General features: G+C 66.3%; 11 protein-coding genes. 10 read left to right on the top strand and 1 reads right to left on the bottom strand.

Features of this window, described 5'->3' with window-relative positions:
- The first annotated feature begins 23 nt into the window (after nt 1-23).
- From coaBC to IVB41_RS02325, 10 genes are all read left to right on the top strand, one after another.
- Nucleotides 24-1,487, top strand: coding sequence for a bifunctional phosphopantothenoylcysteine decarboxylase/phosphopantothenate--cysteine ligase CoaBC (gene coaBC, locus IVB41_RS02370; RefSeq protein ID WP_247426293.1), 1,464 nt, complete (start codon nt 24-26; stop codon nt 1,485-1,487).
- Nucleotides 1,484-1,942, top strand: coding sequence for a dUTP diphosphatase (gene dut / locus IVB41_RS02365; protein WP_247426291.1), 459 nt, complete (start codon nt 1,484-1,486; stop codon nt 1,940-1,942). The genes coaBC and dut overlap by 4 nt, the downstream gene beginning before the upstream one ends.
- Before the next feature lie 189 nt (nt 1,943-2,131).
- Nucleotides 2,132-4,636 (top strand): PAS domain-containing sensor histidine kinase, encoded by a 2,505-nt coding sequence (locus tag IVB41_RS02360; RefSeq protein WP_027566152.1) that lies wholly within the window; start codon nt 2,132-2,134, stop codon nt 4,634-4,636.
- The gene (gene tsaE / locus IVB41_RS02355; protein WP_247426286.1) at nt 4,633-6,165 is read left to right on the top strand and encodes a tRNA (adenosine(37)-N6)-threonylcarbamoyltransferase complex ATPase subunit type 1 TsaE; all 1,533 of its coding nucleotides are present in this window, start codon (nt 4,633-4,635) and stop codon (nt 6,163-6,165) included. The genes IVB41_RS02360 and tsaE overlap by 4 nt, the downstream gene beginning before the upstream one ends.
- Before the next feature lie 115 nt (nt 6,166-6,280).
- Entirely contained in the window at nt 6,281-6,598 is a 318-nt protein-coding gene (locus IVB41_RS02350) for a PilZ domain-containing protein (protein ID WP_018455771.1), read from the top strand.
- A gap of 124 nt (nt 6,599-6,722) precedes the next feature.
- Nucleotides 6,723-7,445, top strand: coding sequence for a nucleotidyltransferase family protein (locus IVB41_RS02345; RefSeq protein WP_247426272.1), 723 nt, complete (start codon nt 6,723-6,725; stop codon nt 7,443-7,445).
- 227 nt (nt 7,446-7,672) lie between these two features.
- A complete protein-coding gene (gene addB, locus IVB41_RS02340) occupies nt 7,673-10,819 on the top strand; it encodes a double-strand break repair protein AddB (RefSeq protein WP_247426269.1) in 3,147 nt (1,048 codons plus the stop codon).
- On the top strand, nt 10,813-14,322 hold the full coding sequence (gene addA, locus IVB41_RS02335; RefSeq protein ID WP_247426268.1) for a double-strand break repair helicase AddA: 3,510 nt from the start codon (nt 10,813-10,815) through the stop codon (nt 14,320-14,322). The genes addB and addA overlap by 7 nt, the downstream gene beginning before the upstream one ends.
- Before the next feature lie 63 nt (nt 14,323-14,385).
- Complete coding sequence (trxA, locus tag IVB41_RS02330; protein ID WP_007598398.1) at nt 14,386-14,706, top strand: thioredoxin; 321 nt, start codon at nt 14,386-14,388, stop codon at nt 14,704-14,706.
- Nucleotides 14,707-14,848: 142 nt separating this feature from the next.
- A complete protein-coding gene (locus tag IVB41_RS02325) occupies nt 14,849-15,862 on the top strand; it encodes an ATP-dependent DNA ligase (RefSeq protein ID WP_247428967.1) in 1,014 nt (337 codons plus the stop codon).
- Nucleotides 15,863-15,886: 24 nt separating this feature from the next.
- On the opposite strand, the gene IVB41_RS02320 is transcribed toward IVB41_RS02325, so the two are convergent.
- Nucleotides 15,887-16,627 (bottom strand): metallophosphoesterase, encoded by a 741-nt coding sequence (locus tag IVB41_RS02320; protein WP_247426267.1) that lies wholly within the window; start codon nt 16,625-16,627, stop codon nt 15,887-15,889.
- Nucleotides 16,628-16,639: the final 12 nt, after the last annotated feature.

The following is a 16,639-nucleotide window of genomic DNA, read 5'->3' as shown; positions in this document are numbered from 1 at the left end:
ATCATTCCGCGCCGGAGAGTGCCATGGCAAGTCTGACCATCCGCAAGCTCGACGAGAACGTCAAAACCTTCCTCCGCCTGCGCTCGGCCAAGAACCGCAGGTCGGTCGAGGAAGAGGTCCGGGTCATCCTCGGGGAGCTGATCGAGGGCCGCGAGGAGCCCCTGACGCCATTCACGGCGCCGCCCGCGGCCTCGGCCACGCCGCTGCCCCAACGCACCGGCGCCGCTCCAGAAGCCAGCGTCACCCTGATCATCGGCGGCGGGATCGCGGCCTACAAATCGCTCGACCTGATCCGAAGGCTCAAGGAGCGGCGGATCGAGGTGCGTTGCGTGCTGACCAAGGCGGCGCAGCAATTCATCACGCCGCTGGCCGTGAGCGCGCTCTCGCATGAGCGCGTCTACACCGACCTGTTCGATCCCCAGAGCGAGTTCGACGCTGGTCATATCCGCCTCGCGCGCGAGTGCGACCTGATCGTGGTGGCGCCCGCGACCGCGGATTTGATGGCCAAGATCGCCAACGGTCATGCCGACGATCTCGCCAGCGCCATCCTGCTCGCGACCAACCGCAAGGTCCTGCTCGCGCCGGCGATGAACCCGCTGATGTGGAACAACGCGGCGACGCGGCGCAACGTCGCGCAGCTTCAACGCGACGGCGTGATGCTGATCGGGCCGAATTCCGGCGAGATGGCGGAAGCAGGTGAAGCCGGTATTGGCCGCATGTCCGAGGCGATCGAAATTGCGGCCGCCGCCGAGCGCCTGCTGCGGCCGCCAGTGCCGCGCCCCCTCGCCGGCAAGCGCGTGCTGATCACGGCTGGTCCGACCCACGAGCCGATCGATCCGGTGCGCTACATCGCCAACCGGTCCTCCGGCAAACAGGGCTTTGCGATCGCTGCCGCCGCACAAGCCGCAGGCGCCGAAGTGATCCTGGTCAGCGGCCCGGTCGAGCTTAGCGATCCCCAGGGCGTGACGGTCAGGCATGTGGAATCGGCACGGCAGATGCTGGAGCAGGTGCAGGCCGCGCTGCCCGCTGACATCGCGATCTTCGCCGCTGCCGTAGCCGACTGGCGGGTCGTCAATGAAGGCGAGCAGAAGCTGAAGAAGACTTCGGCCGGCATGCCGCCGCTCCAGCTGGTCGAGAACCCCGATATCCTCGCGACGATCTCGAAACTGACCGACAAGCGGCCGCCGCTGGTGATCGGCTTTGCCGCCGAGACCGAGCACCTCATCGACAACGCCAAGTCGAAGCTTGCCCGCAAGGGCTGCGACTGGATTGTCGCCAACGACGTCTCCCCCGCAACCGGGGTGATGGGCGGGGACCGCAACACCGTGCACCTCATCAGTCGCAGGAACAGTGAGAAGAACGATGAGAAGAAGGGCGAGATTGCAGTTGATTCCTGGCCGGTGATGACCAAGGAACAGGTCGCCATTGAACTGGTCGCGCATATCGCAAAAAGCGTGACCGGCACATCCCGGGAGCCCGCATCTTGAGCACCAAAGTCACCGTCGAACTGCAACGCCTGCCCCATGCGGAGGGGCTGCCGCTGCCGGCCTATCAGACCAATGATGCCGCCGGTCTCGACCTGATGGCGGCGGTAGCCGAGAACGAGCCCCTGACGCTCGCGCCCGGCCAATACACGCTGGTGCCGACGGGCCTCGCGATCGCGTTGCCGCCCGGCTACGAGGCGCAGGTGCGGCCGCGTTCTGGGCTTGCGGCCAAGCACGGCATCACCGTGCTGAACTCGCCGGGCACAATCGACGCGGACTATCGCGGCGAGATCAAGGTGATCCTGATCAATCACGGCCAGACCGCCTTCGTGGTCAAGCGCGGCGAGCGCATCGCGCAGATGGTGATCGCGCCAATGGCGCAGGCCGCGCTGGTTCCCGTGGCGACATTGTCCGCGACCGACCGTGGCGCCGGCGGATTCGGCTCGACCGGTCGCTAGGCGCGGCAATTTCCGCCGAATCACCCGAGGAACTACGTGAATTGGAACACCGCGCCCCGCATTTTTTTGGGACCGCCTTTGCGTTCACGATCTGGACTCTTACCGGTGGAGTCACGGTGAGGGTATTGTCGTTTGATTCGCGCGCGACGGGGGTCGCCGCGCGCAAATTCGTGCGATCTTGGGGCAACTATGTCAGGCGTGATCGTGTCGATGCGTCGGACGCTGCTGTCGTGCACATCGCTCGTGCGCAACGGCTTGTTGGGAAGCGCTCTCGCAGCGCTGCTGCCGGCTGCGCCGGCTGAGGCCGCCGACCTCGTCGACACACTCTCAACGTTGCTGGATTTCAACCGGCAGGAGCTCGCGGTGCTGGCCACCGCGCTGGCCTTGCTCGGCTTCTCGGTGGTGGCCGCGATCCTCCTGATGCGCACGCGCGTTCGCACGGCGAAGAACGAGGCGCGGCTGCGCGCACGGATCGGGGAACTCCAGCTCCAGGCCGACCGATTCGGCGCACTGCTGTTTGCCGAACCGCAGATCCTGATCTCTTGGCCGGCCGGCGACAATCGCGCGCAGATCTCCGGTGACACCTCCATGGTGCTGCCGCGCGACTCCTCTCCACAGCGCGTGCTGGCGTTTGGAACCTGGTTGCCGCCGGAACCGGCGCTCCGGATGGACCACGCCGTCGACGCGCTGCGCGACCGCGGCGACGGGTTCCAGCTGACGCTCACCACCGCGCATGGCCACACGCTGGAGGCCATCGGCCGCGCCATCGGCGGCCAGGCCATCGTCAGGATTCGCGAACTCTCAGGGCTCCGCCGCGATCTGGCCGAGACCAATCTGCGTTACAAGGCCCTCTCCGACGAGACGGAGATGCTGCGCGGCTTCGCGACCGCCGCACCCTGGCCGATCTGGGCCAAGGGCGAGAACGGCGCGCTGGCTTACGCCAACCCCGCCTATGTCCGTGCGACCGAGGCGGCCAGCATCACCGACGCCCAGGAGCGCAAGCTCGAGCTGCTCGACAGCGCCGACCGGAGCGCGATGGAGCGGGGGCTGAAGGAAGCGGCCAATTTCACCTCGCGCCTGCCGATCGTGATCGGCGGCGAGCGGCGCATCTATGACGTGCGCGCCGTCAATGTCGGCGGCGGCAATGTCGGCGTTGCCATCGATGCCAGCGAGGCGGATGCGTTGAGCTCGGCGCTGGTGCGGATGGCGGAAGCGCATCGCCGCACGCTCGACCAGCTCTCCTCCGGCGTCGCCGTGTTCGACGGCCAGCGCCGGCTCGCCTTCTACAATGATTCCTACCGCCAGCTGTGGGACCTCGACCGTACCTTTCTCGACGCCAACCCCGATGATTCCAGCGTGCTCGACAAGCTCCGCGCCGCGCGCAAATTGCCGGAACAGCCGGACTTCCGCGCCTGGAAGGCCAAGCTGCACGAGGCCTATCGCGCGGTCGAGGCTGCCAAGGACACCTGGTACCTGCCCGACGGCCGCGCGCTCTCCGTCGTTACCACGCCGAACCCCGAAGGCGGCGTCACCTATCTGTTCGACGACGTCACCGAGAGCCTCGAGCTCGCCCGCCGCTTCGACGGCATGATCCGGGTCCAGCGCGAAACGCTGGACAGCCTGGCCGAGGGCGTCGCGGTGTTCGGCAGCAACGGCAAGGCGCAGCTGTTCAACCCGGCCTTCGTCCGGATGTGGAAGCTGTCCGTTGACGCCATGCGCGACGAGCCGCACATCCAGACGGTCGAGGGCTGGTGCCATCAGCTATTCGACGACGCGGTCGTCTGGCGACAGATCCGCGAGGCCGTCACCTCGATCGAGAGCCGCGCCGACATTCCGCTGAAGCTGGAGCGCAAGGACGGCAGCGTGCTCGACGGCATGATCCGGCCCCTGCACGACGGCGCCACGATGCTGACGTTCCAGGACATCACCGACACCGAGAACGTCGAGCGCGCGCTGCGTGAGCGCAACGAGGCGCTGGAGGCGGCCGACCAGATGAAGGTGGATTTCGTCCACCACGTCTCCTACGAGCTGCGCTCGCCGCTCACCACCATCATCGGCTTCGCGCATTTCCTCAGCGATCCCTCGACCGGGCCGCTGACGCCGAAACAGGCCGAATATCTCGACTACGTCACCAAATCGACCAATGCGCTGCTGGCGCTGACCAACAACATCCTGGATCTCGCCACCATCGACGCCGGCGCCATGAAGCTGGAACTCGGCCCGGTCGACGTCAGCAAGACCATCGAGCTCGCGGCCGAGGGTCTCCAGGACCGGCTCGCCACCGACCGCATCCGCCTCAAGGTCGAGATCGCGCCCGATGTCGGCAACTTCACCGGCGACGAGAAGCGCGTGGTGCAGGTGCTCTATAACCTCCTCGCCAATGCCGTCGGGTTTTCTCCACCGGATTCCACCGTCGGCATCAGCGCCCGCCGCACCGAACGCAGTGTGGTCTTCACCGTGACAGATTCCGGGCCTGGAATACCTGCCGACATGAAGGACAAGGTGTTCAACTGGTTCGAAAGCCGCTCGCAAGGCTCGCGTCACCGCGGCGCCGGGCTCGGCCTGTCGCTGGTGCGCTCCTTCGTCGAGCTGCATGGCGGCAATATCCGGGTCGATTCGATCGTGGGCAGGGGCACGGTCGTGATCTGTGACTTCCCGACCGACCAGGCGGCGCATCGCGACGCCGCCGAATGACTGCGCCAACCACATTCTCCGTCGCGCTCCACAACGAGACGGCCACCGCGCAACTGATGGCCGACCTCGCGCTGCTGGTCGGCCCCGGCGATGTCATCACGCTCACCGGCGATCTCGGGGCCGGCAAGACCGCGGCGGCGCGTGCCATGATCCGCTACCTCGCCGGCGACGATGCACTGGAAGTGCCGAGCCCGACCTTCACGCTGGTGCAGGGCTACGAGCTGCCGCCATTCCCGGTAATGCATGCCGACCTCTACCGCGTCGAGGACGAGAGCGAGCTCGAAGAGATCGGGCTGGCGCCGCTGCCGGAAGCAACCCTCGTCCTGATCGAATGGCCGGAGCGCGCACCGTCGGCGATGCCTCAAGACCGCATCGACATCGCGCTGACGCACCGGCCGGCACTGGGCTCGAATGCACGCGCCGCCGACGTCACCGGCCATGGCAAGGCTGCCGCCATCGTCGCGCGGCTGCAGGCGCTGCGCGAATTCCTCGATGCATCCGGCTACATGGAGGCAACGCGCAAGCGCATGGCGGGCGACGCCTCGACCCGCTCCTATGCGCGGCTGCTCCGCGACGACCAGATCGTCATCCTCATGAATTCTCCGCAGCGCCCGGATGGTGCTGCGATGTACAACGGAAAATCCTACAGCGCCGCGGTGCATCTCGCCGAAAACATCAAACCCTTCGTCGCCATCGACGAGGGCCTGCGCGCGCAGGGAATCTCCGCGCCCGCGATCCATCATTCCGACCTCGACCATGGATTCCTGATCAGCGAAGACTTCGGCAGCGAAGGCGTGATCGAGGGCGATCCGCCGCGCCCGATCGTCGAACGCTACGAAGCCGCCGCGGATTTGCTCGCCGTGCTGCACGGCAAGACGCTGCCGGAAACGCTGCCGCTCGGCGGGCAGAGCTACGCCATTCCCGTCTTCGATACTGAAGCGCTGCTGATTGAAATCGGCTTGATGCCGGAATGGTACCTGCCCGATCGCAATGCCCCGCTGGACGACGAGAAGCGCGCCAAATTTTTCGCGATGTGGCGCGAGCTGTTGCAGAAGGCGCAGGCCTCGCCGAAGACCTGGATTATCCGCGATTATCACTCGCCGAACCTGATCTGGCTCGGGAATCGCACCGGCATCGAACGCGTCGGCGTGATCGATTTCCAGGACACCGTGCTGGGGCCGCAATCCTACGACGTGGTGTCGCTGCTCCAGGACGCCCGCATCGACGTGCCCGAGGCGATCGAACTGACGCTGCTGTCGCGCTACATCAAGGCACGCCGCGCGAGCGACGCGAGCTTCGACGCGGCCAGCTTCGCCGAGCTCTACGCCATCATGTCGGCGCAGCGGAACACGCGCTTGCTCGGCACCTTCGCCCGCCTCAACCGCCGCGACGGCAAGCCGCATTATCTGCGTCACCAGCCGCGGATCTGGACCTATCTCCAGCGCTCCCTGGCGCATCCCGCGCTCGCCCCTCTGCGCGACTGGTATCTCGCCAACGTCCCGCCGCCCCAAGGCCCGGCCCAAGGCTGAAAGGCTAGTAAAGGCTGAAACGGCTGATTTGGAACCCGATTTACCGGCTGTTAGCCAAGACGCCGGTAATCTGGCGGCGGAGCAGCCGGATGATTACGGGGCTGGAGCAGGGCAGATGGCGGTGAAGACGGACCAGCGCGGCAACAGCCGGGTTGTTTTCGAGCGCGGGATCGCGGCCCAGATGATGGGTATCGACGGCACCTGGCGGCGCGACTGCACCATGGAGGACGTCTCCGACAGCGGCGCCAAATTGACCATCGACGGCTCGGTCGAAGGCTTGCATCTGAAGGAGTTTTTTCTGCTGCTGTCGTCCACCGGACTTGCGTACCGACGCTGCGAGCTTGCCTGGGTCAATGGCGACCAGATCGGCGTCAACTTTCTCAAGCTCGGCGACAAGAAGAAAAAGGCGCGTTCCACATCCATCGGGGCGTAACGGCAACACCCGTCGTACAAGCGTCATGGCAGGTGGTTAAGGCGGTTAAGACGCGGTGCGGTCAGTCGAACCTCGTGTTAGGATTGCTGCGAACGCGAAATCAGTAGATCTGAGAAAGCGAAGGATGTCCGTCAAACCGACCAAAGCCATGGTGCTCGCCGCAGGGTTCGGCCTGCGCATGCGTCCGTTGACGGACAAGATGCCGAAGCCGATGGTTCCGGTGGCCGGCCAGCCGCTGCTCGACCACGTGCTCGACAAGCTCGGCCAGGCCGGCGTGAGCGAGGCGGTGGTCAACGTGCACTACCTGCCGGACCAGATCATCGATCACACCGCATCCCGCCAGCATCCGCGCGTGACCATCTCGGACGAGCGCGACCAGGTGCTCGGCACCGGCGGCGGCGTGGTCAAGGCACTGCCGCTGCTCGGGGACGCACCGTTCTTTCACGTCAATTCCGACACGCTGTGGATCGACGGCGTGCGCTCGAACCTGATGCGGCTCGCCGAAAACTTCGATACCGCGCGGATGGACATTTTGCTGCTGATGGCGCCGACGGCGACCAGCATCGGCTATAGCGGCCGCGGCGATTACGGCATGCTGGCCGACGGCGCCCTGCGCAAGCGCAAGGAAAAAGAGGTCGTCCCCTTCGTCTATGCCGGCGCTGCGATTCTCTCGCCGTCGATCTTCGCCGATGCCCCCATGGGCGAGTTTTCGCTGACCAAGATGTTCGACCGTGCCAACGAGCAGGAGCGGCTGTTCGGCCTTCGCCTCGACGGCGTCTGGATGCATGTCGGCACGCCCGATGCCGTGCACGCGGCGGAAGAGGCGTTTCTGGAGAGCGTGGCGTAGGGCTGCGCCATTGTCCCGGACGCGGTGCCATAGGGTGGGCAAAGCGAAGCGTGCCCACCATCTAAGCTGAAACTCGCGGAAACATGGTGGGCACGGCGCGTTGCGCCTTTGCCCACCGTACGGCACCTGTTCCGGTCCGGCGAACAGCGGGGACTATCTCCCCTCCACCCATATCCATTTGACTCCGCCTCCCTATATTGGCGCCTGATTCCCGAATCAGGCAGCTCATGCGCGTTTTCAGCGTTCCAGGCTCAGTTCCGTTTCTGCGCACCGTCGTCGCAAGCTTGCTCGACGGTCGGCTGGTCGACGGCTTTGAGGCGCGCAAGGAGCCGGCACGGCTGGCGGATGCCACGCTGTACCTGCCGACACGACGCGCCATGCGCGTCGTCCGCGAGATTTTCCTCGACGAGATGAAGGCGGACGCGGTCGTGCTGCCGCGCATCGTCGCGCTCGGCGACATCGACGAGGATGAGCTCGCATTCGCCGATGAGGGCGAACAGTTTTCCGGCGCAACGCCGCTCGATATTCCGCCGCGGCTCGGCGAGCTCGAACGGCGGCTGACACTGGCGCAGCTCGTCGCGGCCTGGGCCAAGGGCCCGGTGCTGTCTCCGCTGGTCGTCGGCGGCCCCGCCTCGACGCTGGCACTGGCGTCCGATCTCGCGCGGCTGATCGACGACATGGTCACGCGCGGCGTCGACTGGAGCGCGCTCGACGGCCTCGTGCCCGATATGCTCGATCGGTATTGGCAGCACTCGCTTGAATTTTTGCGCATCGCGCGCATCGCCTGGCCCGGTCATCTCGCCGAGATCAACCGGATCGAGCCCGCTGCCCGCCGCGACCTTCTGATCGATGCCGAAGCCAAGCGGCTGACCGCGCATCACCAAGGCCCCGTGATCGCGGCCGGCTCGACCGGCTCGATGCCGGCCACGGCAAGATTTCTCCACGCAGTCGCCTCGCTGCCGCATGGCGCCGTGGTGCTGCCCGGCCTCGACACCGATCTCGACGACGATGCCTGGCGCAGCATCGGCGGCGTCCGCGACTCGCTCGGCAAGTTCGCGGAGCATCCGGTCTCGAACCATCCGCAATACGCCATGCACGCGCTGCTCGATCGTTTTGGCATCAAGCGCAGCGACGTCGATATCCTCAAGCCTCCGGCGGAAGGCGGCCGCGATCTGCTGGCGTCGGAATCGATGCGGCCGTCGGCCAAGACCGAGATCTGGCACGACCGGCTGAAGCAGCCGGTCGTGGCCTTAAAGATCACCGGGGGCATGAAGAACCTCGCGGTTGTCGAAGCTCCCAATCCTGAAATGGAAGCGCTCGCGATCGCCATTGCGATGCGCGAGGCGAGGCATCTCGACAAGTCCGCAGCGTTGGTTACGCCCGATCGCGCGCTGGCGCGGCGCGTGATGGCCGCGCTGAGCCGATGGGATCTCGCATTCGATGATTCCGGCGGCGACGTCCTGATGGAAACCTCCGCCGGCGTCTTTGCGCGACTGACAGCGGAGGCGGCGACCAAGGGATTGGAGCCGCCGACGCTGCTGGCGATGCTGAAGCATCCGCTGTGCCGGCTCGGCCGGGCGCCCGGCGCATGGAAGACGGCGATCGAAGGCCTGGAGCTCGCTTTGTTGCGCGGAACGCGGCCGCCCGCGGGCACCGCCGGCCTGCTGCGCGAGTTCAATCGATTCCGCGAGGAGCTGGCCAAGCTGTGGCGCAGCGAGGTCTCCGCACTGCACAAGGCCGAGCCGCGTGCACGTCTCAAGGCGGAAGACCTCGATCGTATTCAGGCGCTGATCGATAGCTTGCGACAAGCCTTGGCGCCGATCGAGAGTCTTGCTTCATCAAAGCCGTATGACTTCGCCGAGTTCGCGCATCGGCATCGCGAGATCATGATCGAGCTGTCGCGCGACGAGCAGGGCATCCCGCTGGCGTTCGAGGAGCGCGAAGGCATCGCGCTCGCGAGCGCCTTCGACGATCTCCTGCGCGGCGGCACGACCAGCGGATTGATGGTCACGCTGCCCGACTACGCGGACGTGTTCCAGACCGCATTCAGCGATCGCGCGGTGCGGCGGCGGGACAGGCCTGGCGCTCGCTTGCAGATCTACGGCCCGCTGGAATCACGCCTGATGCAGGCCGACCGCATCATCGTCGGCGGGCTGATCGAGGGGGTCTGGCCACCGGCGCCGCGCATCGATCCGTGGCTGAGCCGGCCGATGCGGCACCAGCTGGGCCTCGATCTGCCGGAACGCCGTATCGGCCTCTCCGCGCATGATTTTGCGCAACTGCTCGGCGGCGGCGAGGTCATCCTCACCCACTCCGCGAAGGCTGGCGGTGCTCCGGCGGTCGCCTCGCGCTTCCTGCACCGGCTAGAGGCCGTCGCGGGCGATGCGCACTGGAAGGCCGCGATTCGCGCGGGCGAGAAATACGTGCAGTTCGCAGCCGCGCTGGACCAGCCCGACGAGGTGAGGCCGATCAAGCAGCCCGAGCCGCGACCGCCGCGCGCGACCCGCCCGCTCAGGATGTCTGTGACTGGGATCGAGGACTGGCTGCGCGATCCCTATACGATCTACGCAAAACACATTTTGCGGCTCGACGCGCTCGATCCCGTCGACATGCCGCTGTCCGCCGCCGACCGCGGCTCGGCGATCCACGATGCGCTCGGGGAATTCACCGAGGCTTATGCGACGCGTCTGCCCGACGATCCCGCCCGCGTGCTGCTCGCGATTGGTAAAAAGTATTTTGAGCCGCTAATGGAGCGGCCCGAGGCGCGGGCGCTGTGGTGGCCGCGCTTCCAGCGCATCGCGCGCTGGTTCGGCGAATGGGAGACGGCGCGGCGCGACGCGATCGAGGCGATCGCCGCGGAGACCGAGGGCAAGATCTCAATTCAGCTCGACAGTGAGCGCAGCTTTATCCTTTCCGCGCGCGCCGACCGCATCGAGCGGCGCCGGGGCGGCGGATACGTCATCCTCGACTACAAGACCGGCCAGCCGCCGACCGGCAAGCAGGTCCGCATGGGCCTGTCGCCGCAGCTCACGCTGGAAGCCGCAATCCTGCGCGAGGGCGGCTTTCCCGACATCGATGCCGGCGCGTCGGTGAGCCAGCTCGTCTATGTTCGCCTGAGCGGCAACAATCCGTCGGGCGAAGAACGCATTCTCGAGCTCAAATATAGGCAAGGCGACGAGCCGCAGCCGCCGGACACCGCGGCTGCTGAGGCCAGGGCCAAGCTCGAGGCGCTGATCCGCGCGTTTGAGGACGAGAACCAGCCCTACACCTCGTTGAACCTGCCGATGTGGACCAACCGCTACGGCGCCTATGACGATCTCGCCCGGATCAAGGAATGGTCCGCGGCCGGCGGATTGGGGATCGAGGAATGGTGAAGGCACCGCGCCCCATCCCGGATGAAGTGCGCGCGCGACAGGCGCGCGCATCGGATCCGACCGCGTCGGCCTTCGTCTCGGCCAATGCCGGCTCGGGCAAGACGCATGTGCTGGTGCAGCGGGTGATCCGCCTGCTGCTCTCGGGCGTGCCGCCGGAAAAGATCCTCTGCATCACCTTCACCAAGGCGGCTGCCGCCAACATGGCCGAGCGCGTGTTCACCACGCTCGGGCATTGGGTGACGCTCGACGACACGGCACTCGATGCGGCGATCCGCGCGGTCGGCATCCCGCACCCCACTGCAAAATTGCGGCGCGACGCACGGAAGCTGTTCGCCTGTGCGTTGGAGACGCCGGGCGGGCTGAAGGTGCAGACCATCCACGCGCTGTGCACCCGCCTGCTCCAGCAGTTTCCGTTCGAGGCCAATGTCCCCGCGCGCTTCGCCGTGATCGACGAGCGCGACCAGACCGACATGATGGAACGCGCCAATCTGAAGGTGCTGCTGGAGGCCGCGCGCGACCCTGACAGCGTCACCGGCCGCGCGCTGCTGACCGCGATGGCGAGCGCCGCCGATGTCACCTTCAAGGAAGTGGTGCGCGAGGCTTGCCTGAGCCGCGATCACTTCATGGCCTGGACCGATGAAGCCGGCAGCGCGGAGCTGGCTGCGGCGCAGATGGCGGCCGCGCTGGGCGTGGACGCGAGCGATCGGATCGAGGACGTCGAGACCGAGATTGTCGACGGTCCATTCCTGCCGCGATCGCGCTGGGATGACCTCGCTTTTGCACTGGAGGACGGCAGCAAGTCCGACAACGACCAGGCCTGCCGGCTTCGCGAGGCAAAGGTGTTTTCCGGCGGCGCGCAGGTCGATGCCTATCTCAGCGTTTTCCTGACCGACGAAAAGCTGCCGCGCAAGGCGGTGCTGACCAAGAAGTTCTGCGATCACAACCCGTCCGTCGCCCGCCTGTTCGAGAACGAGGCGCAGCGCGTCAGTGGGTTGGTCGAGAAGCGCCGTGCGGTGACCATGCGGGACCGCACCGCAGCCCTGCTGCATATCGCGACGGCGGCTGCCGCAAACTACCGCCGCGAAAAGCAGGAGCGCGGTCTGCTTGACTATGACGATCTCATCGACAAGACGCTCGCGATGCTCGACCGCGTTTCCTCCGGCTGGGTGCATTACAAGCTCGACCGCGGCGTCGATCACGTGCTGATCGACGAAGCCCAGGACACCAGTCCGCGGCAATGGGACATCGTCGCGCACATCATCTCGGAGTTCACCGCCGGCGAAGGTGCGCGCGAGGGCCTGAACCGCACTGTCTTCGCTGTCGGCGACGAGAAGCAGTCGATCTTCTCGTTTCAGGGTGCTCAGCCCCGAGAATTCGACGCGCGCCGGCGCGAGCTGCACCGCAAGTTCACGGCCGCCGGACTGAAATTCGATCCGGTCGCCTTCACCTATTCATTCCGCTCCGGCGCCGCGATCCTGCATTCGGTCGACCACGTCTTCCGCGAGCCCGCGATCTACAAGAGCATCCATTCGGTCGAGACCGGTCATCCCCTGCACAATGCACTCGGCGATGCCGGCCCCAGCGTAATCGAGCTGTGGGACCTTGCGGAGGCCGACGACAGGCAGGAGATCGAGGGCTGGCGCGCGCCGTTCGACGGCGTCGCCGCCACCAGCCCCGAGGTGAAGCTCGCGCGCCGCATCCAGACCGAGATCAAGCGGCTGGTCGAGAGCGGCACGCTGACGGGACACGAGGGCGAGCGGCGTCCCCTGCGCTATGGCGACATGCTGATCCTGGTGCGCCGGCGCGGCAATGCCTTCGACGCGGTGATCCAGGCGCTGAAGCACGCCAATGTTCCGGTCGCCGGCGCCGATCGGCTCAAGCTCACCGAGCACATCGGAATCATCGACCTGATGAATCTCGCGGACGCGCTGTTGCTGCCGCAGGACGATCTCGCGCTCGCGGTGGCGCTGAAGAGCCCGCTGTTCGGGCTCGATGACGACGATCTGTTCCAGCTGGCCTGGGATCGCAAGGGATCGCTGCGCCGCGCGCTTGGCGAGCATGCCGCGACAAGCGAAAAATTTACCGCGGCGTTGCGACGCCTCGAAGCCTGCGAAACCCGAGCCCGCGAGGAGACGCCGTTCGCCTTTTACGCCTGGCTGCTCGGGGGCGACGGCGGACGCGCGCGCATGCTGCGCCGGCTCGGCCATGAGGCCAATGACGCGCTCGACGAATTCCTGGAGCTGGCGCTGAATTACGAGCGCAAGGCGCCGGCCTCGCTGCAGGGTTTCATGGCCTGGCTGCGCTCGGCCGATACCGAGGTGAAGCGCGACATGGAGATCTCGCGCGACGAGGTGCGGGTGATGACCGTGCACGGCGCCAAGGGCCTGGAGGCCTCGGTCGTGTTCATGGTCGACACCACATCGTCGCCTGCGGATTCGCAGCGGCTGCGGCTGATCCAGGTGCCGCGCGGCAATGGCGGCGAGGTGGTGGTCTGGGCCGGACGCAAGGCGGACGATCCCAAGCCCGTCGCCGACGCCCGCAAGGCGATGCTCGAGGAGACCGAGGACGAATATCGCCGCCTGCTCTACGTTGCGATGACGCGCGCCGCCGACCGGCTCATCGTCGGCGGCTGCATGCCCGGCAACATGAAGACGGTCCGCAAGCTGAGCTGGTACGATCTGGTCGACACCGGGCTCGCCGGCTCGGGCCTGGCGAAAGAGACGATCGAGACGCCGCTGGGAAAGGTGACGCGCTTCTCCCGACCGGAGGATGTCGTGGCGCTGGGCACGCCCGCGGCGTCCTTGGACCAGGGGACGGCGCTTCCGGACTGGCTGCGGACACGGGCACCGCGCGAGACCATCGACGACGATCCGGTGCGCCCCTCCGGCCAGCCGTCCGGGGACGGCCGCGCCGTGCTGTCGGGCGAATCAGTGCAGTCCCGCGCGCTCGCGCTGCAACGCGGCACGCTGGTGCATCGGCTGCTGCAATCGCTCCCCGACATCGCCACTGAGCGCCGGCGCGAGGCCGCGCTCGGCTTCATGGCGCGCAATGCCGCGGACTGGGCGGAGGCTGACCGCGCCGCGCTGGCCGACAAGGTGCTCGCCTTGATCGCCGAGCCGCGGTTTGCGCCGGTGTTTGCCGCCGGCAGCCGGGCGGAGGTCGCGATCGTCGGCCGGTGGGAACGGCCGGGCCACGCCCCGGCACTGGTGTCTGGCCAGATCGACCGGCTGGTCGTTCGGCCGGATGAGGTCCTGATCGTCGATTTCAAGACCAATCAGGCGGCTCCCAAGAGCGCCGCCGCGGCGCCCGCCGCCTATGTCCGGCAGCTTGCGCTGTACCGGGCGGTGCTTTCGAAGCTTTATCCCCAAAAGCCGGTTCGCGCCGTCCTGCTCTGGACCGAGGCCCTTGAATATATGGAGATTTCGGCTCCCGCGCTGGACGCGGCGCTGGCATCTCTTCATCTCGGTGTGAGCGTCCTTGACCCGGCAAGGAGCCATTCATAGGTTGACGCCATGATCTCGGGCGCGATTCCCGTCGCGCCCTTCTCTCAGGTACGAGGTACTCCCATGGCCGTTGGTAAGGTTTCTGACACCGATTTCGAAGCCGAAGTGCTCAAGGCAAACGGCCCCGTGGTCGTCGATTTCTGGGCCGAATGGTGCGGCCCCTGCCGCATGATCGCACCCGCGCTCGACGAGATCGCCGGCGCGATGGGCGACAAGGTCAAGATCGTGAAGCTCAACGTCGACGAGAGCCCGAAGACCGCGTCGAAATATGGCGTGATGTCGATCCCGACCCTAATGATCTTCAAGGGCGGCGAGATGGCCTCTCGTCAGGTCGGCGCTGCGCCGAAGGCGAAGCTGCAGCAGTGGATCACCTCCGCGGTCTGATCCGCGCCTGCATGAAATTATTTTTGGAAACGGCCGGCGAAAGCCGGCCGTTTTGCGTTGATGGGACAGTTCCAGCGTAAGACGAGTCCTGCCTGTGCCTCCCCCTGCAAGACGCGCGCGAAAATCGACATCTCTCGTGGCGATGGAGGCGCGCTCGGTCGATGCGATCCCGCGCGGCGAGGAGTGGCAATACGAGCCGAAATGGGATGGCTTCCGCTGCCTGCTGTCGCGCAACGGCGGCAGCATTGACCTGCGCTCGAAATCCGGCGAAGACCTCGCGCGCTATTTCCCTGAGATCGTCGCCGCAGCGCTGAAGCTGAAGGCGGATCGCTTCACGCTCGACGGCGAGATCGTCGTGCCGCATGGCAAGGGGTTTTCCTTCGACGCGCTGCTGCAACGCATTCACCCTGCCGCGAGCCGCGTGAAAAAGCTCTCGCAGGAAACGCCAGCGCTGTATCTCGGCTTCGATCTGCTTGCGACGACCAGGGAGAAACAGCTTGCCGAGCAGCCGCTGAGCGAACGACGGCCGGCGCTGGAAGCGTTTGCCAAAGCCAATCTGAAAGGCAGCATCTTCCGCCTCTCACCGGCGACGACGAGCTACGCCATTGCGAAAAAGTGGCTGGCGCAATCCGGTGGCGGCTCGGACGGCGTCATCGCCAAGCGCGTCGACCTGCCCTACCAGGCGGGAAATCGCGACGGCATGCAGAAGATCAAGAAATTCCGCAGCGCCGATTGCGTGGTCGGCGGCTTCCGCTATGCCACCAACAAGATCGCCGGCCGCAAGGTGGTCGGGTCGCTGCTGCTCGGACTCTATGACGACGGAGGTCTCCTGCACCATGTCGGTTTCACCTCGGCAATCAAGGCGACGGAAAAGCCTGACCTGACCGATCGGCTGGAGGCGCTGATCGGCGAGCCGGGCTTCACCGGCAACGCGCCGGGCGGGCCGAGCCGCTGGTCCACCGAGCGGTCTGCGAAGTGGTGTCCGCTCAAGCCGAAGCTCGTGATCGAGGTCTGCTATGATCATTTCAGCGGCGACCGCTTTCGCCACGGTACCTCGATCCTGCGCTGGCGCCCCGACAAGGCCCCGCGGCAATGCAGCTTCGAGCAGCTGAAGCAGAAGGTGGTGGACCCGATAAAGCTGTTGAAACAGCTGTAGCCGGTAGCCCCGATGGAGCGGCAACTATCCGAGCCATCCCGTCGCCAACGCGTTCGCCAACTCCGGCTGGCCGTTGCGGCGAGCGAGCGCGGCCATCATCTCGTGATCGTAGACGACATGGCGGAACGTGACCTGCCAGGCGCCATCGGTTAGCTCGAGAATCGCATAGCGCGCGTGCGGTGTGCCGGCCTCGACGACATGCGGGAAAGGATGCTTGTCACGAAAACCTGGGCCGCCGACGCTGCCAGGATTGACGATCAGCCTTCCGTCCCGAAGTCGCACGGCACGGGCGAGATGGGTGTGGGCGCACAGGATCAGCGATTGCGCGATGCCCTGCGCAAACTCTTCGATGCGATCGAGCGGTGACAGCGCCACCGCGCCGTCGGGATGCACGGTATCGAGCCAATAGACTTCGTCGCTGTCGGGCGTCGCGTGGCAGAGGAACACCTGCTCGCGAAACACGCGCGTCGCCGGTTGCGCGCGCAGCCAGTCGAGTTGCGCGGCATCGAGCGCGGCATGGGCCGGGCGATCCCACGAGCCCATCTTCTCCGGAGGACGGTCGAGCAGATAGCGATCGTGATTGCCGAGCACGTGCACCGCGTCGAGCTTCATCAGAATCTCGATCGTGCGGCGCGCATCGAGCGGGCCGCTGAGCATATCGCCGAGATTGACGATGTCGGAGACGCCCTGCGCGCGGATGTCGGCGAGCACAGCTTCCAGCGCGAGGTAGTTTCCGTGGACGTCGGCAATCGCGGCAAAACGCATGGGTCTTCCTGT

This window comes from Bradyrhizobium sp. 44, from assembly GCF_023073095.1.
GTDB lineage: Bacteria > Pseudomonadota > Alphaproteobacteria > Rhizobiales > Xanthobacteraceae > Bradyrhizobium.
Note: the sequence above shows the minus strand (reverse complement) of the source record. Positions and strands in the feature narration are given on the sequence as shown.